The sequence below is a fragment of the Aeromonas schubertii genome (assembly GCF_000820105.1).
GTDB lineage: Bacteria > Pseudomonadota > Gammaproteobacteria > Enterobacterales > Aeromonadaceae > Aeromonas > Aeromonas schubertii.
This window is the reverse complement of record NZ_CDDB01000082.1, coordinates 1-25,913: the sequence shown is the minus strand read 5'-3', so window position 1 is coordinate 25,913 and position 25,913 is coordinate 1. Positions and strand designations below refer to the sequence as shown.

The 25,913-nt window shown below is 61.0% G+C and carries 24 protein-coding genes and 3 tRNA genes; 19 read left to right on the top strand and 8 right to left on the bottom strand.

The genetic code is table 11. The annotated features are described in order from the left end of the window. Window positions 1–199: 199 nt before the first annotated feature. Together BN1133_RS16755 and BN1133_RS16750 are read right to left on the bottom strand one after the other, a co-directional pair. Window positions 200–565: a hypothetical protein gene (locus BN1133_RS16755; RefSeq protein ID WP_050667603.1), complete on the bottom strand. Its 366-nt coding sequence runs from the start codon at window positions 563–565 to the stop codon at window positions 200–202. A 1-nt stretch (window position 566) separates the two neighbouring features. Then, complete coding sequence (locus BN1133_RS16750) at window positions 567–1,214, bottom strand: nucleotide-binding protein (protein WP_050667602.1); 648 nt, start codon at window positions 1,212–1,214, stop codon at window positions 567–569. A 991-nt stretch (window positions 1,215–2,205) separates the two neighbouring features. On the opposite strand from BN1133_RS16750, the gene arcA reads away from it, so the two are divergent. The 6 genes from arcA (at window position 2,206) to BN1133_RS16715 (ending at window position 8,471) form a co-directional block, all read left to right on the top strand. After that, the gene (arcA, locus tag BN1133_RS16740) at window positions 2,206–3,426 is read left to right on the top strand and encodes an arginine deiminase (protein ID WP_050667600.1); all 1,221 of its coding nucleotides are present in this window, start codon (window positions 2,206–2,208) and stop codon (window positions 3,424–3,426) included. A gap of 59 nt (window positions 3,427–3,485) precedes the next feature. Further along, window positions 3,486–4,412 carry a carbamate kinase gene (gene arcC, locus BN1133_RS16735; protein WP_050667599.1) on the top strand — a complete coding sequence of 309 codons (927 nt, stop codon included), beginning with the start codon at window positions 3,486–3,488 and terminating at the stop codon, window positions 4,410–4,412. A 52-nt stretch (window positions 4,413–4,464) separates the two neighbouring features. After that, complete coding sequence (gene argF / locus BN1133_RS16730; protein ID WP_021231476.1) at window positions 4,465–5,469, top strand: ornithine carbamoyltransferase; 1,005 nt, start codon at window positions 4,465–4,467, stop codon at window positions 5,467–5,469. A gap of 122 nt (window positions 5,470–5,591) precedes the next feature. Then, on the top strand, window positions 5,592–6,998 hold the full coding sequence (locus tag BN1133_RS16725) for a YfcC family protein (protein ID WP_050667598.1): 1,407 nt from the start codon (window positions 5,592–5,594) through the stop codon (window positions 6,996–6,998). A gap of 104 nt (window positions 6,999–7,102) precedes the next feature. Continuing rightward, window positions 7,103–7,594 (top strand): GNAT family N-acetyltransferase, encoded by a 492-nt coding sequence (locus BN1133_RS16720; protein WP_050667597.1) that lies wholly within the window; start codon window positions 7,103–7,105, stop codon window positions 7,592–7,594. 130 nt (window positions 7,595–7,724) lie between these two features. Then, window positions 7,725–8,471 carry an SDR family oxidoreductase gene (locus BN1133_RS16715; protein ID WP_050667596.1) on the top strand — a complete coding sequence of 249 codons (747 nt, stop codon included), beginning with the start codon at window positions 7,725–7,727 and terminating at the stop codon, window positions 8,469–8,471. 44 nt (window positions 8,472–8,515) lie between these two features. On the opposite strand, the gene BN1133_RS16710 is transcribed toward BN1133_RS16715, so the two are convergent. Then, window positions 8,516–9,412: a DMT family transporter gene (locus BN1133_RS16710; RefSeq protein WP_050667595.1), complete on the bottom strand. Its 897-nt coding sequence runs from the start codon at window positions 9,410–9,412 to the stop codon at window positions 8,516–8,518. Window positions 9,413–9,560: 148 nt separating this feature from the next. On the opposite strand from BN1133_RS16710, the gene BN1133_RS16705 reads away from it, so the two are divergent. The 5 genes from BN1133_RS16705 (at window position 9,561) to BN1133_RS16685 (ending at window position 16,645) form a co-directional block, all read left to right on the top strand. Continuing rightward, window positions 9,561–11,153: a sensor domain-containing diguanylate cyclase gene (locus BN1133_RS16705; RefSeq protein ID WP_231686287.1), complete on the top strand. Its 1,593-nt coding sequence runs from the start codon at window positions 9,561–9,563 to the stop codon at window positions 11,151–11,153. Then, a complete protein-coding gene (locus BN1133_RS16700) occupies window positions 11,150–12,241 on the top strand; it encodes an endonuclease/exonuclease/phosphatase family protein (RefSeq protein WP_050667593.1) in 1,092 nt (363 codons plus the stop codon). Before BN1133_RS16705 ends, BN1133_RS16700 begins: the two co-directional genes overlap by 4 nt. Before the next feature lie 60 nt (window positions 12,242–12,301). Continuing rightward, window positions 12,302–14,155: an ATP-binding protein gene (locus BN1133_RS16695; protein ID WP_224161315.1), complete on the top strand. Its 1,854-nt coding sequence runs from the start codon at window positions 12,302–12,304 to the stop codon at window positions 14,153–14,155. Next, on the top strand, window positions 14,152–14,652 hold the full coding sequence (locus tag BN1133_RS16690; protein ID WP_050667592.1) for a response regulator: 501 nt from the start codon (window positions 14,152–14,154) through the stop codon (window positions 14,650–14,652). Before BN1133_RS16695 ends, BN1133_RS16690 begins: the two co-directional genes overlap by 4 nt. A 64-nt stretch (window positions 14,653–14,716) precedes the next feature. Then, window positions 14,717–16,645, top strand: a complete 1,929-nt coding sequence (locus BN1133_RS16685) for a DNA topoisomerase III (protein WP_050667591.1) — start codon at window positions 14,717–14,719, stop codon at window positions 16,643–16,645. Window positions 16,646–16,660: 15 nt separating this feature from the next. Here BN1133_RS16685 and BN1133_RS16680 read toward each other — a convergent pair whose 3' ends face one another. Together BN1133_RS16680 and BN1133_RS16675 are read right to left on the bottom strand one after the other, a co-directional pair. Next, window positions 16,661–17,080, bottom strand: a complete 420-nt coding sequence (locus tag BN1133_RS16680; protein ID WP_050667590.1) for a DUF417 family protein — start codon at window positions 17,078–17,080, stop codon at window positions 16,661–16,663. 9 nt (window positions 17,081–17,089) lie between these two features. Beyond that, entirely contained in the window at window positions 17,090–17,623 is a 534-nt protein-coding gene (locus BN1133_RS16675; protein ID WP_050667589.1) for a carboxymuconolactone decarboxylase family protein, read from the bottom strand. 99 nt (window positions 17,624–17,722) lie between these two features. Between BN1133_RS16675 and BN1133_RS16670 the strand changes: the two genes are divergently transcribed. Then, complete coding sequence (locus tag BN1133_RS16670; protein WP_050667588.1) at window positions 17,723–18,553, top strand: helix-turn-helix transcriptional regulator; 831 nt, start codon at window positions 17,723–17,725, stop codon at window positions 18,551–18,553. Here the strand turns inward: BN1133_RS16670 and BN1133_RS16665 are convergent, their stop codons facing one another. Both BN1133_RS16665 and BN1133_RS16660 read right to left on the bottom strand, forming a co-directional pair. Beyond that, window positions 18,554–19,909: a TrkH family potassium uptake protein gene (locus tag BN1133_RS16665; protein WP_050667587.1), complete on the bottom strand. Its 1,356-nt coding sequence runs from the start codon at window positions 19,907–19,909 to the stop codon at window positions 18,554–18,556. Beyond that, the gene (locus BN1133_RS16660; RefSeq protein WP_050667586.1) at window positions 19,906–20,559 is read right to left on the bottom strand and encodes a potassium channel family protein; all 654 of its coding nucleotides are present in this window, start codon (window positions 20,557–20,559) and stop codon (window positions 19,906–19,908) included. Before BN1133_RS16660 ends, BN1133_RS16665 begins: the two co-directional genes overlap by 4 nt. A 132-nt stretch (window positions 20,560–20,691) precedes the next feature. On the opposite strand from BN1133_RS16660, the gene murB reads away from it, so the two are divergent. From murB to BN1133_RS16645, 3 genes are all read left to right on the top strand, one after another. Then, the gene (murB, locus tag BN1133_RS16655; RefSeq protein ID WP_050667585.1) at window positions 20,692–21,729 is read left to right on the top strand and encodes a UDP-N-acetylmuramate dehydrogenase; all 1,038 of its coding nucleotides are present in this window, start codon (window positions 20,692–20,694) and stop codon (window positions 21,727–21,729) included. Further along, the gene (gene birA / locus BN1133_RS16650) at window positions 21,726–22,688 is read left to right on the top strand and encodes a bifunctional biotin--[acetyl-CoA-carboxylase] ligase/biotin operon repressor BirA (RefSeq protein ID WP_050667584.1); all 963 of its coding nucleotides are present in this window, start codon (window positions 21,726–21,728) and stop codon (window positions 22,686–22,688) included. The genes murB and birA overlap by 4 nt, the downstream gene beginning before the upstream one ends. 147 nt (window positions 22,689–22,835) lie before the next feature. Then, window positions 22,836–24,158 (top strand): Na+/H+ antiporter family protein, encoded by a 1,323-nt coding sequence (locus tag BN1133_RS16645; RefSeq protein WP_050667583.1) that lies wholly within the window; start codon window positions 22,836–22,838, stop codon window positions 24,156–24,158. Between the two features lie 57 nt (window positions 24,159–24,215). Here BN1133_RS16645 and coaA read toward each other — a convergent pair whose 3' ends face one another. Further along, window positions 24,216–25,154, bottom strand: a complete 939-nt coding sequence (gene coaA, locus BN1133_RS16640) for a type I pantothenate kinase (RefSeq protein WP_050667582.1) — start codon at window positions 25,152–25,154, stop codon at window positions 24,216–24,218. 246 nt (window positions 25,155–25,400) lie between these two features. Here coaA and BN1133_RS16635 point away from each other — a divergent pair. From BN1133_RS16635 to BN1133_RS19850, 4 genes are all read left to right on the top strand, one after another. Further along, a tRNA-Tyr gene (locus BN1133_RS16635) sits at window positions 25,401–25,485 on the top strand. Window positions 25,486–25,521: 36 nt separating this feature from the next. Beyond that, window positions 25,522–25,596 (top strand) — tRNA-Gly (locus BN1133_RS16630). A gap of 4 nt (window positions 25,597–25,600) precedes the next feature. Further along, window positions 25,601–25,676, top strand: a tRNA-Thr gene (locus BN1133_RS16625). 90 nt (window positions 25,677–25,766) lie between these two features. Beyond that, on the top strand, window positions 25,767–25,913 hold a 147-nt coding region (locus BN1133_RS19850; RefSeq protein ID WP_231686273.1), incomplete at its 3' end, for a GTP-binding protein.

Below are 25,913 nucleotides of genomic sequence, written 5' to 3'. Positions count from 1 at the left end.
TTGCATTGGTGCAGTTAGCTATATGGCGTCGCCAGACGGTTGAAGGCGCTCGGGCTGTACCCTCTGCATCAGCCGCTGGCGTGGCGGCCACGCAGCCTGAATAGAGAAGCCCAGTCGAAAGACCGGGCTTTTTCTTTATACTCGGGCTGTACCGATGCAGTGGCGTTGCCGGATTGTTGAAGGGGTCGGATTATATTCGCTATCCCGGTTTCAATCCCATTCGTTCATAGATTAGCTGGCGCTCTTCCTGGCTGAGAGTGGCGAAGTAGCGGGTGAATAGACGGACGAGATGGGATTTGTTGAGCCCATCATCCTGCATCATGTCATTGAGCTCTTCGATCACATTATGGGTCAGAGTAAAGGTGGCTTTATGGAAGTGGGCTTGGCCGCGGCGTTCATCCAGACCGCTTAACTCTGAGGCCCAGGTTGAGGCCAGGCTTCTCTCTAGGCTCACGACTCTGGGCTTTCCCCTCGCATATAGCTCTGCATCTTCGATGAACTCATCGATGGTGAAGCGTTTCTGGTGATGCAGGTCATGCTTCTTTTTGAGATCAGAGAGTCCCATATCAAACCTCCACTTCGAGCAGCTCTCTGGCAATGGCACGAATCTCTTCGGCCGATTTCCCATCCGGATCTATCTCTACTACCGAGAGTCCTTTCTCTTCGCTGTCATCATAGACATTGCGGCTATAGGTGATGGCGTGTAGCACGTCGACACCGTAAGTTGAACATACCTCTTTGGCATCGAGGATCCGTTTCACCTGATTGGGCAGTGAGGGGCATTGACTGAGTACGACGGCCGCCTTGAGATTCGGGTTGACCATCTTGCAGGTGGTGATGAGATCTTCCATGTGGGGAAGTGTCTTGAGGTCACGCCGCTTGGGTCTGAGAGGGATCAGGGCATGGGTCGCCACGGCCATGGTGGAACGCAGCGCCCGGTTATCTTGCCCGCCGCAATCGACGATCACGTAGTCGTAGCGGTTCTTCAGGCTCAGCAGATCGTTACGGATATTGCCGTAGAGCTGAACGCAGTTGATGGGGACGAGATCCGGGTTGTCGTTGCGCTCCTGGATCCAGTCCGATGTGGTGCGTTGTGGATCACAATCGACCAATAGCACCTCCCCATGGAAGCGTTGCCTGAGCAGGACTGCAATATTCTGAGCCAGGCAGCTCTTGCCACTTCCTCCCTTCTCACCTCCTACCAGCAGGATCATGGTATTCCCTCATCGTCGGTCACTTATCTGAGTATAGAAAGAGCTGCCATACCGACAAGAGAGAGGGGGCCGGCGCCCCCTCATCACGACTAGTGGCGCTCTCCATGCCATAGGCATACATACTGAGGCACCAGTTGTGGCTGCGCCTGACCTGCCAGCTGGCAGAGTTGCAGAGGCATCGCCGGGGCTCCTTCCGAATGAACTTGCCCGCTCAGGCTTATGGCAATCATAAGCAGTGTGAAGATCCTTAACATGGCTCACTCCTTGTGATCTGGATCACATATGAGTTAAGCCGAGGCTACCTCCCTGACAAGCCGGAATGCGAAATTTCTGGTTATGAAAAAAGTGCCTATCTGTCTAGCTCGTAAGTGGTAGTCAAAGGAGAGGGATAAGCCACTCTGATATTGCATATTGATGTCAATGCAAGCGTTTTCAATTTCCTGTGAGAATGGCGTCATATCTGACATGGCGCCGTTTCATTGATCGAGGTCATTAAAATAATTATTCCGATAATCCATGGCCTGTGACTATTTATCTACTCATATTCCAAAATTGACTAGCCTGAATATTCACTTTTAGTGAATTCGGTTGGCGTGCAGTAAGGGCCTGTATATATATCTTATTGATTTTATTCTTTTTGCTTCCGTGTTCATAATGTGGTGAATCGATAGTATTCGGCCATGGCTCTGTGGGTTGATTGGGATTTATGGCGAAATAACTGCATTTAAAAACGAGGTGTCGGGATGATTAAAAGGAGATTCTGATACCCCTGTCAAAGAATAAGAGCCAATTTTATTCATGCTGGAATGAATGTGACCTGGCTCTATTTTTACCTTCCATGGCAGGACTAATCTTCGCTTCGAAAGGCAAAGGCAGGATAGAGCACAAGCCTACTACCCTACATACAACATATCCCGCCGACGCCACGAGCATGAATAGAAGGATTCTGTTCATTCACTCGCAAGGACCACTGCTAGGACGGAATATCACCATGAGTAAATTCTTTGTCGGATCTGAAGTTGGCCAACTGCGTCGCGTCATGCTTCATCGTCCCAACCTCAGCCTGAAGCGCCTCACTCCTTCCAATTGCCAGGATCTGCTGTTCGATGACGTGCTGTCTGTCGAGCGCGCCGGCCAGGAGCACGACAAGTTTGCCCAGGTGCTGCGTGATCAGGGTGTCGAAGTATTCCTCCTCACCAATCTGCTGACCGAGACGCTGGATGTACCCGAAGCCAAGGCCTGGCTGCTGGAGAATCAGGTCTCCGACTATCGCCTCGGCACTTCATTTGCCAATGACGTACGCTGCTACCTGGCCGACCTGCCCCACCGTGAGATGGCCCGTATTCTCTCCGGCGGTCTGACCTACGGTGAGATGCCCTTCAGCGGCGTCAACATGGTTGCCGGCATGCACGCTCCGACCGACTTCATCATCGAGCCGCTGCCCAACCATCTCTTTACTCGTGATACCTCCTGCTGGGTCTATGGTGGCGTCTCCATCAACCCGATGGCCAAGGCTGCCCGCCGTCGTGAGACCAACAACGTGCGCGCCATCTATCGCTGGCACCCCATGTTTGCCAATCAGGAGTTCGTGAAGTACTTCGGTGACGAGGTGAAGGACTACGACCAGTCCACCATCGAAGGGGGCGACGTGCTGGTCATCGGCCGTGGTGCCGTGCTGATTGGTATGTCCGAGCGCACCACTCCGCAAGGGGTTGAGCACCTGGCTCGCGGCCTCTTCAAGAGCGGCCAGGCCAAGCAGGTCATCGCCATGGAGCTGCCGAAGCACCGCAGCTGCATGCACCTCGATACCGTAATGACTCACATGGATATCGACACCTTCTCCGTCTATCCGGAAGTCATCCGCAAGGACGTCAAGTGCTGGTCTCTGACTCCGGAAGGCAGTGCCGGTCTGCGCGTGAAGGAAGAGGGTTACTTCGTACACGCCATCGAGAAGGCGCTGGGTGTGGATCAGCTCAAGCTCATCACCACCGGTGGCGACAGCTTCGAAGCCGAGCGTGAGCAGTGGAACGATGCCAACAACGTGCTGACTGTGCGTCCGGGTGTGGTCGTGGGTTACGAGCGTAACACCTACACCAACGAGAAGTACGACAAGGCCGGCATCAAGGTACTGCCGATTCCGGGTGACGAGCTCGGCCGTGGCCGCGGCGGTGCCCGCTGCATGAGCTGCCCGATGGAACGTGACGGCATCTGAGAGTGAGCGAGGGCGCCCGGAGCGGGCGCCCAGCCAGGAACCCATTAGAGATACGAACCATGAAGAAACCAACTGTCGTCGTCGCCCTCGGTGGTAATGCCCTGCTCCGTCGCGGAGAACCCCTCGAGGCTGACATCCAGCGTAAGAATATTGCAACTGCCGCCAAGACTATCGCCCGCATCGCCGAAGAGCACAATGTGGTGCTGGTACACGGAAACGGACCCCAGGTCGGCCTGCTGGCCCTGCAGAACAGCGCCTACACCAAGGTCTCTCCCTATCCCCTGGATGTGCTGGGCGCCGAGTCCCAGGGCATGATCGGCTACATGCTGATTCAGGAGCTGAAGAACCTGATGCCTAGCCGCAACGTCACCGCCCTGCTGACCCAGGTGCAGGTCGACAGCGAAGACCCGGCGTTCACCAATCCGACCAAATTTATCGGTCCTGTCTACGAAGAGAGTGAGGCTCGCCACCTGGCTGCCGAGAAGGGATGGGTCGTCAAGGCTGACGGCAAGTTCTTCCGCCGTGTTGTGCCCTCTCCGCTGCCCCAGCGTATCGTCGAAGGCGATGCCATCGAATCCCTGATTGCCCAGGGGCACCTGGTGATCTGCACCGGCGGTGGTGGTATCCCGGTGACCTGGGATGGAGAGCGTCTCAACGGCATTGAGGCCGTCATCGACAAAGACATGTCTGCCGCCTACCTGGCCAAGCAGATCAAGGCCGACGCCCTGCTGATCCTGACCGACGCCGATGCCGTCTACCTGGATTGGGGCAAGCCGACTCAGCGTCCGCTGCGTGCCACTACCCCGGCAGCCTTGGCCGAGATTCCGTTCGATGCCGGCTCCATGGGGCCGAAGATCGACGCCTCCTGCGAGTTTGTGAAAGCGACCGGCGGCATGGTGGGAATCGGTTCCCTGGAAGATGGTGTGGCCATCCTCAAGGGAGAAGCCGGCACCAATATCGTCGCCAAAGAAACTGTAACTGCGTAGTCAAACCCTACTGCCCATTGGTCTGAACCAGATAAATAAGAGAGAACACATCATGGCTTTTAATCTGCGTAATCGTAACTTCCTGAAACTGCTCGATTTCACCCCGCGCGAAATCCAGTACATGATCGATCTCGCCATCGACCTGAAGAAGGCCAAATACGGTGGCTACGAGCGCAAGCACCTGGTTGGTAAAAACATCGCCCTGATCTTCGAAAAGACCTCTACCCGTACCCGTTGTGCCTTTGAAGTCGCCGCCTTCGATCAGGGCGCTCAGGTCTCCTACCTTGGCCCGAGCGGTTCCCAGATCGGTCACAAGGAGTCCATGAAGGACACCGCCCGCGTACTGGGTCGCATGTATGACGGTATCGAATACCGCGGCTATGGTCAGGAGATCGTGGAAGAGCTGGGCGCCTATGCCGGTGTGCCGGTATGGAACGGCCTGACCAACGAGTTCCACCCGACCCAGATCCTGGCCGACTTCATGACCATGCTGGAGCACGGCAAGGGCAAGCGTCTGGACCAGATCAAGTTCGCCTACCTGGGGGATGCCCGCAACAACATGGGTAACTCCCTGATGGTCGGTGCCGCCAAGATGGGCATGGACATCCGTTTGGTTGCTCCCAAGGCCTTCTGGCCGGAAGAGGAGCTGGTTGCCAAGTGCCGCCAGATCGCCGAAGAGACCGGTGCCCGCATCACTCTGACTGAAGACGTGAAAGAGGGCGTGCTGGGTGCGGACTTCCTCTACACCGACGTCTGGGTATCCATGGGTGAAGCCAAAGAAGCCTGGGATCAGCGGGTGAAACTGATGACCCCGTATCAGGTCAACATGGACGTCATCAACGCCACCAAGAACCCGGATGTGAAGTTCATGCACTGCCTGCCGGCGTTCCACAACGATGAGACCACCATGGGCAAGGAAGTGGCCGATAAATATGGCATGAAGGGCCTGGAAGTGACCGAGGACGTGTTCGAATCCGAGCACTCCATCGTGTTCGACGAGGCCGAAAACCGGATGCACACCATCAAGGCAGTGATGGTTGCTACGCTGGGCGACTAAGGTCGCAGTAGTGGTGCCGGGGGGAAACCCCCGGCTTTTCCCCATGTGAAGGCGGCATCATACCTCCAAGCCCTACCCATAAAGGCTGCCCCATGGACTACCACACAGAAGGACGCTGAATCATGACTAAATTCAAGTTCCCGTCAGCCTACACAATTCTGTTTGTGCTGATCGCCCTGGTGGCCGCCCTGAGCTGGGTTGTGCCGGCCGGCAAATACGAAATGACCATGAACGAGGCACTGGGCAAAGAAGTCCCGGTAGCCGGAACCTACAAGCAGGTCGACGCCAACCCGCAGGGGCTGGTCGATGTGCTGCTGGCCCCGGTCGATGGCCTCTATAACCATGAAACCTATGAAGCCGGTGCCATCGACGTCGCCCTGTTCATCCTGATCATCGGCGGCTTCCTCGGTATCGTCACCAAGACCGGTGCCATCGATGCCGGTATCGAGCGCGTGACCGATCGTCTGCGTGGCCGCGAGGAGTGGATGATCCCCATCCTGATGGCGCTGTTCGCCGCCGGCGGCACCATCTATGGCATGGCCGAAGAGTCCCTGCCCTTCTACACCCTGCTGGTGCCGGTGATGATGGCTGCCCGTTTCGACCCGGTCGTCGCCGCCGCGACAGTACTGCTGGGTGCCGGTATCGGAACCCTGGGCTCCACCATCAACCCGTTCGCCACCGTCATTGCCGCCAACGCCGCCGGCATCCCCTTCACCGACGGTATCTGGCTGCGTGTTGCCATCCTGCTGGTTGGCTGGGTCATCTGCGTTGCCTACGTGATGCGCTATGCCAAGATGGTGCGCCAGGATCCGAGTCGCTCCCTGGTGGCCGACAAGATGGAAGAGAACAAGGCCCACTTCCTCGGTAACAAGGGCCAGGAGATGCTCGAGTTCACCATGACTCGCAAGATCGTTCTGGCTATCTTTGCCGGCTCCTTCGGTGTGATGATCTACGGTGTGGCCGTGCTGGGTTGGTGGATGGCCGAGATCTCCGGCGTGTTCCTGGCTTCTGCCATCATCGTTGGCCTCATCTCCCGCATGAGTGAGGAGCAACTGACCTCCAACTTCATCGACGGTGCCCGTGACCTGCTCGGCGTGGCCCTCATCATAGGTATCGCCCGCGGTATCGTGGTCATCATGGACAAGGGGATGATCACCCACACCATTTTGCACAGTGCCGAGGGTATGGTGAGTGGCCTCTCCACCGTGGTCTTCATCAACGTCATGTACTGGCTGGAAGTGGTGCTCTCCTTCCTGGTGCCCTCCTCCTCCGGTCTGGCCGTGCTGACCATGCCGATCATGGCGCCGCTGGCTGACTTCGCCAACGTGGGCCGCGACCTGGTGGTGACTGCCTACCAGTCCGCCTCCGGTATCGTCAACCTGGTGACCCCGACCTCCGCCGTGGTCATGGGTGGCCTGGCCATCGCCCGCGTCCCCTATGTGCGCTGGCTCAAGTGGGTGGCGCCGCTGCTCGCTATCCTGACCGTGTTGATCACGATCGCCCTGAGTCTGGGTGCCCTGATGGCCTGATCGGAGTGAACTGCAAAACCGGAGCCTTAGGCTCCGGTTTTCTTTTTGGGGTCTGTGCCACACGGCCCCAATGGGGCATGATGATCCTTCACCAAGGAGGTTCTATGTCCATCACCATTCGTCGCGCGGGGCCTGAGGATGCCGCCGCGCTGCGCGATGTCTACGCCATGCCCAAGGCCCAGGCCGGCACCCTGCAACTCCCTTTTCCTTCCCTGCATCACTGGCAGCAGCGGTTGCAACCGGAGGAGGGAGCCTACCCCCTGTTGGCCGAGTGCGAGGGGATGGTGGTGGGGGGACTAACCCTGTGGCTGGCGACCAACCCCCGCCGCCGCCATGTGGCGAGCCTCGGTATGGCGGTGCGTGACGACTGGGCCGGGCGTGGGGTCGGCACTGCCTTGCTGACGGCAGCCATCGATCTGGCCGAGCAGTGGCTCGGGATCACCCGGCTCGAGCTCACCGTCTGGGCCGACAACGAGGCCGCGCAGGCCCTCTACCGCAAGGCGGGATTTGTGGAGGAGGGGCGGGCCCGGGCCTATGGCCTGCGCAACGGAGAGCTGACCGACACCCTCTATATGGCGAGGATCCGTTCATCGTGACCAGTCGGTGACCCCGGGGAGGGGCGGATCGACGTTATTTGTGCAGGCAAGGGGATGCATGCCTCGGGGTGCCTTCCTTATTGAGGCTGTCATGGTTTAAGGTGTGGCGTTTTAGACAAGGAGGATCGCGATGATTGCAATGGTTACGGGTGCCTCGTCCGGATTCGGTGAGGCCATCAGTCGGGTCCTGGTGCAGGCGGGATGGAAGGTGATCGGCACGGGGCGGCGCGTCGAGCGGCTGGCCGGGTTGCAGCAGGAGTTGGGTCAGGCCTTTCTGCCCCTGGCGTTCGATATCCAGGACAAGGAGGCGACCCAGGCTGCCATCGCAGGCCTGCCGGAGGCGTGGTCCGGGATCGATCTGCTGGTGAACAATGCCGGCCTGGCATTGGGTCTGGCACCGGCTCACCAGGCCGATATGGATGACTGGGAGCAGATGATTGCCACCAACGTCACCGGTCTGGCCCGGATCACCCGGCTAGTGCTGCCTGGCATGGTAGCCCGCCAGCAGGGACATGTGATCAATATCGGCTCTATCGCCGGCACTTATCCCTATCCGGGCGGTAACGTCTACGGCGCTACCAAGGCCTTCGTGAAGCAGTTCAGCCTGAATCTGCGTGCCGATCTGGCGGGAACGCCGGTGCGTGTCACCAATGTGGAGCCGGGTCTGTGTGGCGGCACCGAGTTTTCCAATGTGCGCTTCCACGGGGACGATGCCAAGGCGGCGGCCGTCTATCAGGGGGTGGCATTCATTCGGCCCAAAGATATCGCCAATACGGTGCTATGGATCAGTCAGCAGCCGCCCCACGTCAACATCAACAGCGTGGAGCTGATGCCAGTGGCCCAGAGCTTCGGCTCCCTCACTGTCAGCCGTGGCTAAGTGATGAAGGGGGCAAGCTGCCCCCTTGTTATACCGCTCTTCCTCTACTTCTGTATGGCGATATGGTCACGGCGCGACTTCCAGAGCCAGCGTAGCGGGATCTGGGAGAGCAGCATGCCGACCAACATCAGGCTGCAGCCCAACATAGCCCGGCTATCCAGATGCTCACCGAGTAGCAGGACTCCTCCGATGGCGGCAAAGACCGTCTCCAGGCTGAGGATGATGGCTGCATGGGCCGGATGAGCCTGCCGTTGCCCCAGTACCTGCAGGGTGTAACCCACTCCCACCGAGATCAGGCCTGCATAGAGCAGCGCCTGCCAGCCGGCGACCGCCCCCGCCACACTTGGCACCTCCAGCAGAAAAGCCATCGCCAGACTCAGCAGACCGCATACCAGAAACTGCACCGCGGCCAGCCGGATCGGGGCGACCCGGCTCGAATAGTGATCGAGCACCAGCAGGTGGATGGCCCAGAAGAGGGCTCCAGCGACCTGCAGCAGGTCCCCAACGTTCATGGAAAAGTCATCGGTGACGCTCAGCAGGTAGAGCCCGACCAGTGCCACGGCGCCACCTACCCAGGTATTGACGCCGGTCTGGTGGCGCAGTAGCAGGCCGAGCAGAGGAACTATGATGATGTAAAAGCCGGTGATAAAGCCGGCCTTGGCCGCCGTGGTATAAAGCAGTCCCACCTGTTGCAGGGTGGCGGCCGCAAACAGCACCCCGCCGGCCAGGAGTCCCCCGGTCAGCAGGCTCTTGACGGGAGCCGGATGGCTTGGTTGGCGGACCCGTAACCAGAGTAGGAGAGGCAACAGAGAGAGGGCGCCGAGCAGGAAGCGCAGGCCATTGAAGGTATAGGGCCCCATATGGTCCATGCCGAGGCGCTGGGCGACGAAGCCCATCCCCCAGATGGCGGCGGCCATTAATAACATCAGATTAGAGTGCATCGTTTCATCCATGAAACCCGGAAACCTCCACGAGCTTACTACTTGACGCCCGCGGGAGGGAAGGCCGGAGGCGTTTGGACAGGTCGGGGGAGGGGCTGTTATTCTCTCGGTTAACAGGCCATCATCTACGAGCACGGAGAGCTATCGCTTGGAGGACACCCAAACAGGGAGGGGCTCCTGGTCCCTGGTCAGTCGGATGCGGCTGGCTCTGCTGCTGCTCTTCATTCCGGTGCTGTTACTCGGTGCTCTCTACTACCTGCATGTCACCCGTTTGATGCAAAACGAGCTCTCTCGTCAACTGACCGACGAGAACCGAAAGTTCAGCGCCATCTATGTCGAGCCCTATCTGGAAGAGCTGGAGCGTCAGTTCCTGCTTCTCTATCAAAACATTGATTATCATGACTTTCTCGACCCCAGGGCGGGACAGCTTGCCGAGTATTATCGAGACTGGCAGAGCTTCTTTAACCTGCGTGGGGATCTCAAGTATGTCTATGTGGGAACGGAGCAGAAGCGTATCTTCATCACCCCCGAGTGGGTGCCCGATGACAAGTTTGATCCCCGTCTACGTCCCTGGTATCTCAAGGCGGTGGCCGCTCCCGATCGTATCGTCTGGACCGATCCCTACTACGACTACATCAGCGGTGAGCTGGTGATGGCCATGGCGCGCGCACTACCGGACAAGAGCGGCCGGGTGCGGGCCGTGTTTGCGGTGGATACTGTGCTTAACCGCCTCTCGCAGGTGCTGCAGGGGCACTCCAGCCGTCTCGACAGTCGCCAGATGATCGTCAACCCGGCCGGACAGTTGGTGGCCTACCCCGATACCCGCCTCCTGCTTCAACCGATGGCGCACCCCGACTGGCTGGGTCGGATGACCCAGGCAGAGGGACAGTTTGTCGACAACCGGGCACAGCTCTTCGTCTCTTACATGCGCCTCTCCAGAGAGGGGTGGACATTGGTCAGCGTGTTGCCGACCGCCCAGATCGAGCAGACCCGGCGCAGTGCTCTGCTCAATGTGCTGGGGGTGGTGGCGCTGGCCTCTCTCTTCTACCTCATCGTGGCGCTGGCCTGGAGCCGCTACTTCCGGCGCATGACCGATGAGATCAGCAGCGTGATCCGTGCCGCCCGCAGTGAGGCGAGCGATGTGCCGGTGGAGCAGATGCGCGAACTGACCCATGTCTACGCCGAATTGGTAGCGGTGGGACAGGACTATCAGGAGGCGCGGCAACAGGCCAATCTGGACAAGCTGACCGGCCTCTACAACCGGCGTTACTTTGACGAGCAATTGGAGAGTCTGCTGGAGAGCGGTCAGATCTTCTTCTTGGGCATGATGGACCTGGATAACTTCAAGCAGGTCAACGACACCTATGGCCATCAGACGGGCGATGTCGTGCTCAAACGGGTGGCCCAGACCGGTATGGCGCTGTTCAACCAGCACGGCTGGTTCTGCCGCTACGGGGGGGAGGAGCTGGTGCTCATCCTGCTGGTGGAGGAGGAGCGACTGGCCAGGGGCATGATGGAGGATATGCGCCTCGAGGTCTCCTTGCTGCACTGGCGGGAGGCCGGCTTGTCGGTCACCCTGAGTGGCGGACTCGCCCGGGTGCAGGGAGGGAGTGCCCAGGAGTGTCTGGCCAGGGTCGATGCCATGGTCTATGCCTCCAAACGGCGCGGTAAAAATTGCATCAGCGTCGACAGGGAGGCAGACCCGGCCGATCAGGAGAGTGAGCGCGAGGCGCTGCCATGACCTCGCTGCGTGTGGCAACCTTCAATGTGGCCTTCGATCGTCCCGCCCCGGGTGGCTTGAACCGGCAGATGGCCAGGGGAGATCATCCCCAGATCCGCCGGGTGGCCGCCATCATCCAGCGGATCCGCCCGGATGTGATCCTGCTGTGCGAGTTCGATCATGATGGTGAGGGGCATGACAGACGTGGGCTGGATGATTTTGTGCGTCACTATCTCGGTGTCTCGCAGGAGGGGGAAAACCCCATTGCCTATGACCATCGCTGGCTCATTCCGACCAACACCGGAGAGCGGCTCCCCTTCGATCTGGACGGCGATGGGGAGATCCGTCCACCCCGTGACTGCTATGGTTTCGGAGACTTTCATGGCCAGTACGGCATGGCGTTGCTCTCGCGGTTCCCGCTGGTCCCCGAGGCGATCCGCTCGTTTCGCCACTTCCGCTGGCGTGACATGCCCTCTTCCCTGTTGCCCGCCGCCCTGTCGGAAGCTGCTTGCGATGGTCTGCGCCTCTCCTCCAAGAACCACATCGATGTTCCGCTTCAGATAGGGGGACAGCGGCTACACCTGCTGGCCATGCATCCGACCCCACCCATCATCAACGAGTTTAACCGCCGCCGTAATCACGATGAGCTGCGCCTCTTCCTCGATTACCTCGATGGTGCTCCCTACCTGGTCGACGATGTCGGCGTTCGTGGCGGTGTCTGCGCCGATCCCTTCGTGCTGTTGGGTGATTTCAACGCCGACCCTGCCGATGGTGATGGGGGGCGAACCATGATGCAGCGACTGTTGGCGCACAGCAGGATCCATCCCGCCTGTCAGGAGGCACCCCGCTCGACGGGGGCCGCCAGCCTGGCAAGGGCGCGGGGGCATGGCCTGCGGGGGGAGCCCGCCAACTGGACCCACATTCGCCCCCTGCGGTTGGATTATGTGTTGCCGTCGCGCGAATGTGAGGTGCTGGGCTCCGGGGTGTTCTGGCCGGCGGTGGGTGAGCCGGGTTACGAACTGGTGGTCGATCCGGTTGGGGGAGAGGGTAAGGGGGGCTCTTCGGATCATCGCCTGGTTTGGGTCGATCTTGCCCTGGCTGTTAACTGACTCGCAAAACAACTACCTCTTTATTGATAGTGTGTGAATGAATCCATTTGGAGTCATGCCATGCCCGCGCTTGTCCTGATCTGTCTCTCTTCCGACCCGATGCGGCGCGAGCGGCTATTGGGTGATCTTGCCACTCTCTCCTCCCATCTCTCTCTGATCGGAGCTGGCTCCCTGGGGGAACTCAGCGCCCAGCTGGCCGAATTGGCGGCGCGGGATCAGGTGCCGGCTCTGCTGCTGCACGATCCCCAGTGGCAGGGAGAGGTCGCCACCCTGGCTCCTCTCTACGGTCAGTGTCGTCTGCTCTGCCTGACCCCTGAGCTGGCAGGGGAGTCTCTGCGGCTGCGGGTGCGGGAACTCGGTAGCCAGTTTGTGCTGCAGCACCCCGGTCTCGACCTGCTCGACTATGCCCGGGTATTGGCACCGGCCCCCCTGCTCGACGCCCATGTGGCCCGCAAGCTGGCGGAATACGGTGAAGACTTCATGGACTTCACGCGCTACGACGATGGTGCCCTCTCGCGCCGGGTGATCGACGGTCTCTATCGCTTCTTTGCCGAGCGGGACGAACACCACGCCTGTCGCCGCTACAGCCCGGGGCACTTGCTGACCCGGGAGGGAGAGCGCAACGAATTTCTCTGGTTTATCGCCAGCGGTGAGGTGGTGCTGCAAAAGCGCGACGAGAGCGGGGTCGAGCGTGAGGTGGTGCGTCACCAGGCCGGGGCTCTGGTCGGTGGCATGTCGTTTGTGACCGGCGAACCCGCCTTTACCACAGGGGTGACCCTCACCCCGACCGAGGTGATCAAGCTCGACAAGCGGCAGTTTGCCGAGGTGATGCGGGCACGCAGCGATCTGTTGCCGGCTTTCACTCATCTGCTGCTGCGCCATTTTAACCGCCGCCTCCAGCACAGCATCCGTACCAAGATGGCCCTGCAGCGCACCTTGCAGTCGTTGGATGATGCCTATCGGCAGCTGGTGGAGAACGAGAAGATGGTGATGCTGGGCCAACTGGTAGCCGGGGTCGCCCACGAGCTCAATAATCCGGTTTCGGCCATCCTGCGTGGCAGCGAGACCCTGAGCGAGCTGGTGCCGGATCTTATCAATCTTGAGCTGGCGCCGGAGCAGAAGACCCTGGGTAATCTCACCCTCTGTCACGCCTTGCAGGTACAGCCCCTGTCGACCAGCACCGTTCGGGAGCGGACGCGCAAGGCTGAGGGGCACTTTGGTGACCGTCAGCAGGCCAGGCTGGCGGTGCAGATGCAGCTCGATGACGAGGCGAGCTGGCTCGGCTGGTTTGCCAACCTCAACGGACCGCAGCGGGATGAGCTGCTGGCGCGTCTCGAGCAGTTTCACCAGGCGGGTACGTTTTTGCGCAACATCGCCGTCTGTGGCCGGCGCATCGGCGATCTGGTGCGGGGGCTCAAGCAGTTTGCCAGGCAGGATGGCGAGGCGCCCAGCCAGTGTGATCTGCTGGAGGGGCTGGAGGATACCCTGATCATCTTCGACAATCGCCTCAAGGGGCATGAGGTGATCCGCGAGTATCAGCCGCTCCCTCCTGTCTGTGGTTATCCCGGCGCCTTGCAACAGGTGTGGACCAATCTGCTGGCCAATGCCCTCGATGCCATGGAGGCACCTGGCCGGATCCTGCTGCGGGGACGCAGGGAAGGGGATGAGTGGATCTGTATCGAGATCGAGGACAGTGGTTGCGGCATAGCACCGGAACAGCTGACCCAGATTTTTGAGCTCAACTACACCACCAAGCGGGAGGGGCACTTCGGGCTCGGCATCGGGCTCGGCATCTGCCGCCAGGTGGTCCAGCAGCACGGCGGGCGGATTGAGGTGAGCTCGACCCCGGGAAGTGGTACCTGTATGCGGGTCTGGTTGCCGATCGCCGGGCCACTGGCCAAGGAGGAAGCATGAACGATAAAACCTATTTGATCCTGTGTGTGGACGACGAGCGGGAGGTGCTTGACGCCGTGCTCCATGATCTTGCCTTCCTGCGCAGCCACGTCGAGCTGGAGGGGGCCGAGAGTGCCGAAGAGGCGCGGCAGGTGATCGAGGAGTGGGAGGAAGAGGGTGGCAAGTTGGCCCTGATCCTGTGCGATCACATCATGCCAGGCATGGCAGGGGTCGACTTTCTGATCGAGCTGAAGGGGCGAGAGAGCACCCAGGCCAGTCGCAAACTGCTGTTGACCGGACAGGCCGGGCTAGAGGCGACCATAGCGGCGGTCAATCGCGGCGGGCTCGATTACTATGTGGCCAAGCCTTGGCAGCGCGAAGCCCTCAGCGCCGTGGTGAGAGATCAGCTGACCGATTATCTGCTGGCTCAGGGGGCGCAGGGGGCACTCGCCTATGCCCCTGTCCTCAATCAGGAGCGCCTGTTTCGGGCCCTGCACCAGCAGCCCTGTGACGACTGAGACTTGGTGTTTGCCCGGCGCCTTCATATACTGTTCGCATATACAGTATTGTGAGTGATCCGTCATGCGACTCTTCATCGCCGAGAAGCCCAGTCTGGGGCGAGCCATTGCCGACATACTGCCCAAGCCCCACAAGAAGGGAGAGGGCTACATCGAGACCGCCCAGGGTGATGTGGTGAGCTGGTGCATCGGCCACCTGCTGGAGCAGGCCGAGCCCGAAGCCTATGACGCCGCCTTCAAGCAGTGGCGCATGGAGCACTTGCCGATCGTGCCCGAGCGCTGGCAGCTCAACCCCAAGGCCAAGACCAAGGGGCAGCTGGCGGTGCTACGACGGCTCATCAAACAGGCCGACGAAGTGGTCAATGCCGGTGACCCGGACCGGGAGGGGCAACTGCTGGTGGATGAGGTGATCGACTACCTCGGTTACCCCAAGGAGAAGCCGGTTCGCCGCTGCCTCATCAGCGACATGAACCCGCCGGCGGTGCGCCGGGCGGTGGAGCAGTTGCGCGACAACCGTGACTTCGTACCCCTGGCGGTCTCGGCCCTGGCGCGCACCCGTGCCGACTGGCTCTACGGTATCAATATGACCCGCGCCTATACGCTGGTGGGACGCAAGGCGGGCTGTGACCAGCTGCTCTCGGTCGGGCGGGTGCAGACCCCCCTGCTCGGGCTGGTGGTGCGTCGGGACCAGGAGATCGCCGCCTTCGTGCCCAAGCCCTTCTTCGAGGTGCTGGCCCACCTGCGCAGCGCGGCGGGCGAGCCGTTCACCGCCAAGTGGCTGCCCTCCGAGGCGTGCCAGCCGTGGCAGGACGAAGAGGGGCGGGTGCTCAGCCGCAAGCTGGCCGAGAACGTGGTGACCCGCATCCATGGTCAGAGCGGTCAGGTTGAGGCGGTCGACGAGAAGGCCAGGAGGCAGGCGCCGCCGCTTCCCTACAACCTCTCCAGCCTGCAGATCGACGCCGCCAAGCGCTTCGGCATGGACGCCAAGCGGGTGCTCGATATCTGCCAGGCCCTCTACGAACGCCACAAGCTCATCACCTACCCCCGCTCTGACAGTCGCCACCTGCCGGTGGAGCACTATGGTCGCGCCGAGCGGGTGCGCCAGGCGATCGCCACCACGGCGCCCCAGTTGGCGGCGGCGGTCGGGCAGGTCGACGGGCGGCTGCGCAGCAAGGCGTGGAACGACAGCAAGGTGGATGCCCACCACGCCATCATCCCGACCGAGAAGGGGGGCAACCCCGCGACTCTGTCGGGGGACGAGGCCAGGCTCTACGCCCTGGTGGCGCGCCAATACCTGATGCAGTTCTATCCGCCGTTCGAGTACAACGACAGCCGGGTGCTGGTGCGAATTCAGGGGGGACTGTTCGAGGCCAAGGCGCGGCGCATCCTCAAGGCGGGCTGGAAAAGCCTGCTCGGGGTGGAGGAGGATGACGATGAGGAGAAGGCGGGCACCCTGCCCGCCCTGTGCGAGGGGGAGGCGGTGCAGTGTGAGCGGGGTGAGCTGCTCGAAAAGATGACCCAACCCCCCAAGCCGTTTACCGATGCCACCCTGCTCGCCGCCATGACCGGTATCGGCCGTTACGTGCTGGATCCGGAGATCCGCAAGACCCTGCGCGATACCGATGGCCTCGGCACCGAGGCGACCCGGGCCGGTATCATAGAGCTCCTGTTCAAGCGCCGCTTCCTCGCCCGCCAGGGCAAGAGCATCAAGGCGACTCCGACCGGCCATGCCCTCATCACCGCCCTGCCCGAGAGCGCCAGCCGTCCGGACATGACGGCCCTGTGGGAGCAGGCGCTCGGGCGTATCGGCGAGCGTCAGGAGAGTTACCAGCACTTCATGGGGCCACTCGAGGCGCAGCTGCGCCAGCTTATCGACGACGCCCGCCACAGTGACGGGGCCGGTTTTCGCGCCCTGCCCAAGGGGGAGGCCCCCAAGCGCCGCTTCACCCGGCGCAAGGGAACCAAGCGACCCGCCAAGGCGGTGGCGGCCTGATCGCTGGCGCCGTGCCTAGGTGGTCCGGCAGCGAATGATGGTGGTGATGGCGACGCCGAGAAAGACCAGGTCCTTGAAGATAAAGAACTCGGTCACGGGGACGCCATCCACGATCTTCCAGACTCCACTCAGGGTCAGCAGGAAGGTGAGGGTGGTGGTGAAGATAACGGTCGCCCCCCAGCCGCTCCAGTAGCCTATACGAGGGTAGTGAAGGCCCACAATCAGACCCGCCGCTACCAGAATCTCGAGTAGCCCGATGAGGTTGGAGACACCCTGCGTGGAGAGGGGACCATAGAGCCAGCTCATCAGAGGGTGGCTCTCGACCAGGGGACGAATGGCCTCGGCCTCGGTCGGTGTGAATTTGAAGATCCCGATCCACAGCAGGGTCAACACGACCCCGCCGAGGGAGATCAGATATCCAATCTCTCTTCCCATAGTGCTACCTCAAGGAGTCAGGTCGACGGCAGGAAAGTCCACCTCGGTGCCCGCCAGATGGTTGCCATAGTTGGTGAGGGTATTGAGGGTTACCTGCCCCAGCACCTCCAGCAGCAGAGGGTCGTCAACGCCGGCCTCACGGGCTTCTGCCAGTTGCTTGTCACTGAGCTCCCCACGCTGGATCACCAGGGCGATCGCCAGCTGCAGCAACGCCTGGTCGCGAGTATCATCAGCGAGTCCCAGTCGGGCCCGGCGTATCTCATCCTGGGTCAGGCCGAGTTTGCCGGCGATCAGGGTGTGGGCCGACAGGCAGTATTGGCAGCGATTGGCCTGGCCAATCGCCAGCGCCAGCTGTTCGCGCTGACGGGGAGTCAGTTGTCCCTTGCTCAAGGCATCGGCGAAGGCGAGATAGGCATCGAGCAGCGTCGGGGAGTGGGCCAGTGTTGCATAGAGGTTGGGCACCATGCCGAGCTGTCGGCGCAGGGCGTCCAGGGTGGTGGCCGCACGGCCGTCGGGTTGTTGAACCGGTGCGATACGAGTCATTTTTATCTCCTGCGTGTGTGGTTGACAGAGGAGATAATGCCCGGTTAAACAGAACGACTAGTCGTTAATAGTCCAGCAAAAAGGTTTAGTCGTATCGTTATGGATGCTTTTTCCCGTTTATTGGCTCACTCCAGTGCCCATGCCAGCCTCTTCTTTGCCGGTCGCCTCTGTGGCGAGAGCCATAGCGAGGATTACCCTTCGGGTGGACAACTCCACCTGCTGCGAGCCGGTGAATTGATGCTGCATCGGGAGGGGGAGCCTCCCCTGTTGTTGCAGGAGCCAACCCTGATCTTCTATCCCGTGCCGTGTCACCATCGTCTGATACCACGAACCCTGGGTGGCTGTGATCTGGTGTGTGCCAGCCTGCATTTCGGGGAGGAGGGAGCCTCTGCACTGCGCTCAGCCCTGCCCGATCAGCTGTTGCTGCCGCTGCGGGAGCTCCCTGCCCTGGCCCCTCTCCTGCAGCTGCTGTTTGATGAGGCCTTTGGTGAGGCCCAAGGGCGTGAGGCGATACTCGGTCGACTGGTCGATCTGTTGCTGGTCTATCTGTTGCGCCATATACAGGGGGCCGGACTCTACCGGGGGGGGATACTGGCCGGTCTCGCAGACATCAGGTTGGCTCCCGCCATCGCGGCGATGCATGAAGAGCCCGAGCGCCCCTGGACCCTGGCATCACTGGCGAGTCTTTGCCACCTCTCCCGAGCTCGCTTTGCGGTGCGCTTTCATGAGGTGGTCGGGATGCCTGCGCTGGCCTATCTCACCCGGTGGCGGCTGAACCGGGCTCAGCGTCTGTTGCTCGAGGGGATGCCCATCAAGCTGGTGGCTCCGTCGGTGGGTTACGGCGGAAGTGGCGCCCTGGCCAAGGCATTCGAGCGGGAGGAGGGGGTGACCCCGGCGCGTTGGCTGGCTGCCAGGCGCCGGGGGGAGTAGTTACCCGGTGTGAACGTTCTCTTCCGGATACTTGATGCGGGTGGCGACCGGTCTGGCCAGCATAAATGCCAGGGTCAGGGGGCCGAGACGACCGCAGATCATCACCAGCACCAGGATCAGTTTGCCCGGTTCACTCAGGGAGGCGGTGATACCGGTCGAGAGGCCGACTGTGGCAAATGCCGAGACCACTTCAAACATCACCTTATCGAACGGTAATGACTCGGTGATCATCAGCAAGAACATGGCCAGGAAGAGCACCATGGTACTGACGATGATGATCGCGAGGGAGCGGGTTACCACCTGGGGGCCTATGGTGCGACCGAAGGCGGTCACGTGGGGCTGTTTGGTCAGAAACGCCCGGGTAGAGAGCATGACGACCGCGAAGGTGGTCACCTTGATCCCCCCCCCGGTGGAGGAGGTGCCGGCGCCGATAAACATCAGCACCATCATGAAGAGCAGGGCGGCCGGAGTGAAGTGTCCGATATCCACCGTATTGAATCCGGCGGTACGGGCACTGGCCGAGTGGAAGAAGGCCGCCAGCATCTGCCGGCTGAAGGGGGCTTGCCCCAGGGTGCCCGGGTTGTTGTGCTCGAGCAGCCAGAACATCAGGGTCCCGACCAGCAGCAGGAGCGGAGTCACCGCCAGCATCAGCTTGGTGTGCAACTTGAATCGTCGCCAGCGGCGTTTGCGCACCATGTCGACGATGACGGTGAAGCCGATTCCGCCGAGGATCAGCAGCCCGGCGATGGTCAGGCTGATGAGGGGGTCGTCCCTATAGTCTATGAGATTGTTGGAAAAGAGGGAAAAGCCAGCGTTGTTAAAGGCTGAGGCGGCATGAAAGAAGCTCACATAGAGCCCGTGGCTCCATCCCATCTCGGGCACCCAGCGGATGGCCATCAGGGCCGTGCCGATGAGCTGGGCGATGAAGGCAAACAATATGATGCGTTTGACCAGCCGCACTATGTTGATGGAGCCCTCCTGGCCCAGTGCCTCCTTGGCCAGTACCTGTTGGCGCAGGCTGACCCGCTTGCTGAGCAGGGCCAGCAGCAGGACCGTCATGGTCATCTGACCCAGGCCTCCAATCTCCATCAGGAGCAACAGGATGATTTGCCCCTGCAGGGTGAAGGCACTCCCCGTGTCGACCACCCCCAGACCGGTCACACTGATGGCCGAGGTCGCGGTGAAGAGGGCGTTGACGACGCTCACCTGGCCGTCGTGGCTCGAGGGCTGCACCAGAAACAGGGTTCCGACCAGCAAGATGGCCAGAAAACTGCCCAGGATCAGCTTGGCTTCGCTCCAGCGTGACTCCTCCTGTTGCAACTTGAAGGTAAAGCTGCTGCGCCAGAGGGGCGTCATAGGGTCTCCAGCCAGTGGTCGATGGCGTGCTTGTTACCCGCCAGGATCAGGATGTCGCCGAGGGCCAGCTCCATCTTGCCGGTCAGCACGTTATGCAACTGCTCCCCCCGCTTGATGGCGAGCAGCTGGAAGTCACTCTGCTGCAGCAGGTGAAGATCGCCCAGAGAGCGCCCGTTTTGCTGCAGGCCGATGACGAATTCGGTCAGCACCATGTTATGACCCAGCTCCAGATAGTCGAACAGCCGGTTGTCGAGCATGCTCTGGGCGACGCGGCGTCCCATGTCCCATTCCGGATTGATGACCTTGTCGGCCCCTACCTTCTGCAAGATCTTGGCGTGAAACTTGTCGCGTGCCTTGACCCACACCTTCTTGACCCCGGCCTCCTTCAGGACGAGGGTGGTGAGAATGCTGGTCTCCAGGTTATCGCCGATGGCGACGAAGACGATGTCGTAGTCGGCCAACCCCAACTCCGCGACCGTTGCCTCATCGGTTGCATCGGCCACTATGGTATGGCTGCAGAAGGTGGCGACCTGGCGGGTCCGGCTCTCGTCGATGTCGATGGCGAGGACCTGGGCGTCCTGATGCTCCAGCTCTTCGCACAGGGCGCTGCCGAAGAGGCCCAGGCCGATGACGGCAAACTGAGTGTTCATGCGAGACTCTCTTGATGCGTGAAACAGTTACTCTAATCCAATGGGGGTGGGGAGGAAAAGCGGCAGCAATTTTTCCGTGACCAACCAATTGAGGTAGACTTGGCGCCTCGCTCAAGCCGGATCTGAACCACCATGAAATTGCAAGAACACGCCTCCCTGTGCGATCTCACCACCCTCGCCCTTCCCGCCACCGCCCGCTGGCTGGCCACGCTGGAGACGAGCGATGATCTGGAGGCTCTGCGGTGCGACCCACACTGGGCCGGCCAGCCGCGCCTGGTACTGGGGGGGGGCAGTAATGTGCTGTTCACCTGCAATTTCGACGGGCTGGTGGTGCTCAACCGCCTGCGTGGCATCGAGGTGGTGGATGAGGGGGAGAGCTGGCTGCTGCATGTGGCGGCCGGCGAGAACTGGCACGAGTTGGTACGCACTACCCTGGAGCGGGGGATGGCGGGACTCGAGAACCTGGCCCTGATCCCGGGTTGTGTCGGTGCCGCCCCGGTGCAGAACATCGGCGCCTACGGGGTTGAGCTGGCTCGCGTCTGCGCCTATGTCGATACCTGGCGCTGGAGCGACGGTCAGACCGAGCGGCTGGATGCGTCCCACTGCCGTTTCGGTTACCGCGACAGCCTCTTCAAGCATGAGTATCAAGAGAGCCATCTCATTACCGCCGTGGGGTTGCGTCTGCCCAAGGTGTGGCAGCCGGTGCTCTCTTATGGGCCATTGGCGGCCCTCGGTGACAAGGCCAGTGCACAGGCCGTGTTCGACATCGTCTGTGCGACGCGTATGGCCAAGCTGCCGGATCCGGCGGTGCTCGGCAATGCCGGCAGCTTCTTCAAGAATCCCGTGGTTGCACTGGGCCTGGCCGAAGGCCTCAAGACGATCTATCCGTCCATGCCGCTCTACCCGGCCGGTGAGGGGCAGGCCAAGTTGGCGGCCGGCTGGCTTATCGAACAGTGTGGTCTCAAGGGATTTGCCATCGGTCAGGCCGCCGTTCATCAGGAGCAGGCGCTGGTGCTGGTCAACCGGGGAGGCGCCACGGCACACGACCTGCTGGCCCTGGCCCGACATGTACGCGACACTGTGGTCGAGCGCTTCGGGGTCGAGCTGGAGCACGAGGTGCGCTTCATGGGCGCTCGGGGTGAAACCAGCCTGCGCGAGGTGATGGGATGAGCCTGACTCCGATCCGCCAGGCATTGCTCGAGATCCTCGCCGACGGCGAGTTCCACTCCGGGGAGCAGCTCGGGGAACGGCTCGGTATCAGCCGCGCCGCGGTCAGCAAGCACGTCGCCGCGCTCAAGGCGTTGGGGCTGGATGTCTATAGCCTGACCGGCCGTGGCCACTGTCTCGCCCTGCCGCTGGCACTCTACGATCAAGGTTGGCTGCAACAACAACTGCCGCTCGCACCTGTGTCGGTTTTTCCGGTCATCGACTCGACCAATCAATACTTGCTGGATCGGGTGGAGTCCCTCTCCTCGGGAGCGCTCTGTCTGGCCGAGTGCCAGACGGCCGGACGCGGGCGCCGTGGCAAGCCCTGGGTCTCTCCCTTCGGCTGTCAGCTGATCCTGAGCCTCTACTGGCGTCTGGAGCAGGGGATGGCCGCCGTGATGGGGCTGAGCCTGGCGGTGGGGGTGGCCGTGGTCGATGCCCTGGAGGCATTGGGGTATCCCGGCGTGACCCTCAAGTGGCCGAACGATCTCTACTATGAGGGACGCAAGTTGGCCGGCATCCTGGTGGAGATGAGCGGCAGTGCCGGCGGACTCTGCCATGTGGTGGTCGGGGTGGGCCTCAATCTGGCGATGCCCGATGGTGAGGCCGACAAGATCGATCAACCCTGGGCCGAATTGCGGCAGGTGCGTCGGGAGCCGGTCGATCGCAACCAATTGGCCGCCCATGTGGGCCGCAGTCTGCAGCAGGCGATGCAGCGTTTCGAGCAAGGGGGGCTCGCCTCGTTCGTCAATCGCTGGAACCAGCTCGATTGTTTCAAGGGGCAGCCGGTGCGCCTGCTGATGGGTGAGCAGGAGGTGAGAGGGGTGGCCAGGGGTATCGACGAGCGAGGAGCCTTGCGTCTGGAGACCGGGGAGGGCGAGCGCCTCTTTTTTGGGGGAGAGCTCTCGTTGCGCCCCCTTTGAGAGCCGCTTGTGGCCTCATTGTTCCGGTTTTCTTGTCCTTCATCAGGCCCGCCACAGTGCGGGCCAGATTTTTCTAGACATTCGTCACGCAATTGGCCAACTTAGACGCCTTTTTAGACAGACAGCGTCCATAAGAAGGGAAGTTCAATGAATCCTGTTGTTGTCGCAGTCAGCCTGATGCTGGTGCTCAGTCTGCTGCGTATCAATGTGGTGGTGTCGCTCAGCATCGGTGCCATCGTCGGTGGCCTGGTGGGCGGCCTCTCCATGGGGGAAACCCTCTCAACCTTTACCGGTGGACTGGGTGGTGGCGCCGAGATCGCCCTCGCCTATGCCATGCTCGGTGCCTTTGCGGTGGCCATCTCTCGCTCCGGTATCACCGACCTGCTGGCCCGCAAAGTGATCAGCCAGCTCGGCAAGGAGGCCAGCCCGAGCCGGGTGCTTTGGGTCAAGAGCCTGCTGCTGGTGGCGATCCTGCTGGTCTCGGTCTCCTCCCAGAACCTGATCCCGGTTCACATCGCCTTTATCCCCATCCTGATCCCGCCGCTCCTGCACGTGATGGCCCAGATGCAGATGGACCGACGCCAGGTGGCCTGCGTCATCACCTTCGGCCTGACTGCGACCTATATGTTGCTGCCGGTCGGATTCGGGGGCATCTTTCTCAACAACATCCTGGCCAAGAACCTGATCGATAACGGGGTGGCCGTTACGGCGGGGCAGATCCCCCTGGCCATGAGCATTCCGGTTGGAGGCATGTTCCTGGGCCTGTTGGTAGCGGTCTTCTTCACCTACCGCAAGCCGCGCCAATACGATCTGGCGAAGATTCTGGCGACCGAACCCGAGTCCGCCGAGCTCAACCTTGCCCATATCTGGGTGGCCCTGCTGGCTATCGGCGTGGCTCTGGGGCTGCAGCTGATGACCGACAGCATAGTGCTGGGGGCCCTGGCCGGATTTGTCATCTTTACCCTGGGTGGGGTCATTCCCTTCCGTGAGAGTCAGGATGCCTTTACCCAAGGGGTGCGCATGATGTCGCTCATCGGCTTCATCATGATCTCGGCGGCCGGTTTTGCCGCCGTGATGAAGGCAACCCACGGGGTGGATAGCCTGGTGGCGTCGGTCTCGGGCCTGATGGCGGGCCACAAGGGGATGGCGGCCTTCCTGATGCTGCTGGTGGGTCTGCTCATCACCATGGGGATCGGCTCTTCCTTCTCCACCGTGCCCATCATCGCCACCATCTATGTGCCTCTCTGCATCCAGCTGGGCTTCTCTCCCATGGCCACCATCGCCCTGGTGGGCGCGGCGGGCGCCCTGGGTGATGCCGGCTCACCGGCCTCCGATTCGACTCTGGGGCCGACATCCGGCCTCAATGCCGATGGCCAGCACGATCACATCTGGGACAGCGTGGTACCCACCTTCATCCACTACAACATCCCCCTGCTGGGGTTTGGCTGGATCGCAGCCATGGTGCTGTAAGTCGCTATAACGCAATAAAAAAGGTGGCCGTGGCCACCTTTTTTATTTTCGTCCCGGTTACTTGCGAAGCTTTACCTGCTCCACCGCATGATCCCGCCCCTTGGTCAGGATCAGGTTGGCCCGTTCCCGGGTTGGCAAGATGTTTTCGACCAGATTGACGTAGTTGATCTCCTGCCAGATGCCGGAGGCAACCGCCACGGCCTCCTCATCGCTGAGCTGGGCATAGTGATGAAAGTACGAGTTGGGATCGGCGAAGGCACCGCTGCGAAACTTGAGGAAGCGCTCTATGTACCAGCTCTTGAGCAGGTCGGCCTCGGCATCCACATAGATGGAGAAGTCGACGAAGTCGGAGACGAAGACCCGGTGCGGTTGCTCCGGATAGTCCATGCCGCTTTGCAGCACATTGAGCCCCTCCAGGATCAGAATATCCGGCTGCTCGACCACCTTGGTCTCATCGGGGAGGATGTCATAGATGAGGTGGGAGTAGACGGGGGCCTCGACCCGCTCGTGACCGGCGCGAACATTGGCCACAAACTCCACCAGATGGCGGATGTCATAGGATTCGGGGAAGCCCTTGCGACGCATCAGCCCACGCGCCTCCAACTCCTTTTTGGAGTAGAGGAAGCCATCCGTGGTGATGAGCTCGACCTTGGGATGCTCCGGCCAGCGCTCCAGCAGAGCTTGCAGGATACGCGCCGTGGTGCTCTTGCCGCCCGCCACGCTGCCCGCGATGCTGATGATATAGGGGACCTTGCCTCTGGACTGGCCGAGAAACTGCTCCAGCACCCGGCTGCGGCGTTGCTTGGCCTTGACGTAGAGGTTGATGAGTCGCGACAGCGGTAGATAGATGGCCTCGACCTCGGGCAGAGAGACTCGCTCGTTGATGCCCCTGAGAGTGTGAAGATCCTGCTCAGTGAGAGTGAGAGGGACCGAATCGCGCAGCATGGCCCACTGGTCGCGGGAGAATTGCAGATAGGGAGAGTGCTCTGTCGTCATGATGTCATCGATCGGTTACCGGGCAGGGGCGACCTTACACCATGGCGAGCGGGCGCCACAAGAAAAAGGAGGGGAGAGGTGAGCGCTGCCTGAAAAGGGGCGTATGCGCTTCCTTAGTCCAACAGTTGCATCCCCCTGTCGCTTACAATAAAATGCGCGACGCTTAGCTGTCGGTCGCTTTTTGGTATAAAAAAACGACAAAACAACGGATGCAAGCATGATTTCCGTTGCGACACCAGGTTAACCGGAGGGGTTCCCGAGCGGCCAAAGGGATCAGACTGTAAATCTGACGGCTCTGCCTTCGAAGGTTCGAATCCTTCTCCCTCCACCATTTCTCTGCGGTTTGAGTTATCTGGGTTAGAGAAATGCGGGCATCGTATAATGGCTATTACCTCAGCCTTCCAAGCTGATGATGCGGGTTCGATTCCCGCTGCCCGCTCCAACATGCTGATATAGCTCAGTCGGTAGAGCGCATCCTTGGTAAGGATGAGGTCGGCAGTTCGACTCTGCCTATCAGCACCACCTCTGCTCCCACCAACTTCATCCGCATGTAATAAACTGTCTGTGGTTGGCTTGCCACCGCGTACTCAGCGTTAGTTTAGAGGGACGATCATGTCTAAAGAGAAATTTGAGCGTAGTAAACCGCACGTTAACGTGGGTACCATCGGCCACGTTGACCACGGTAAAACCACCCTGACCGCCGCTATCACCAACGTGCTGGCCAAGCACTTCGGTGGCAAGGCCTTCGCCTTCGACCAG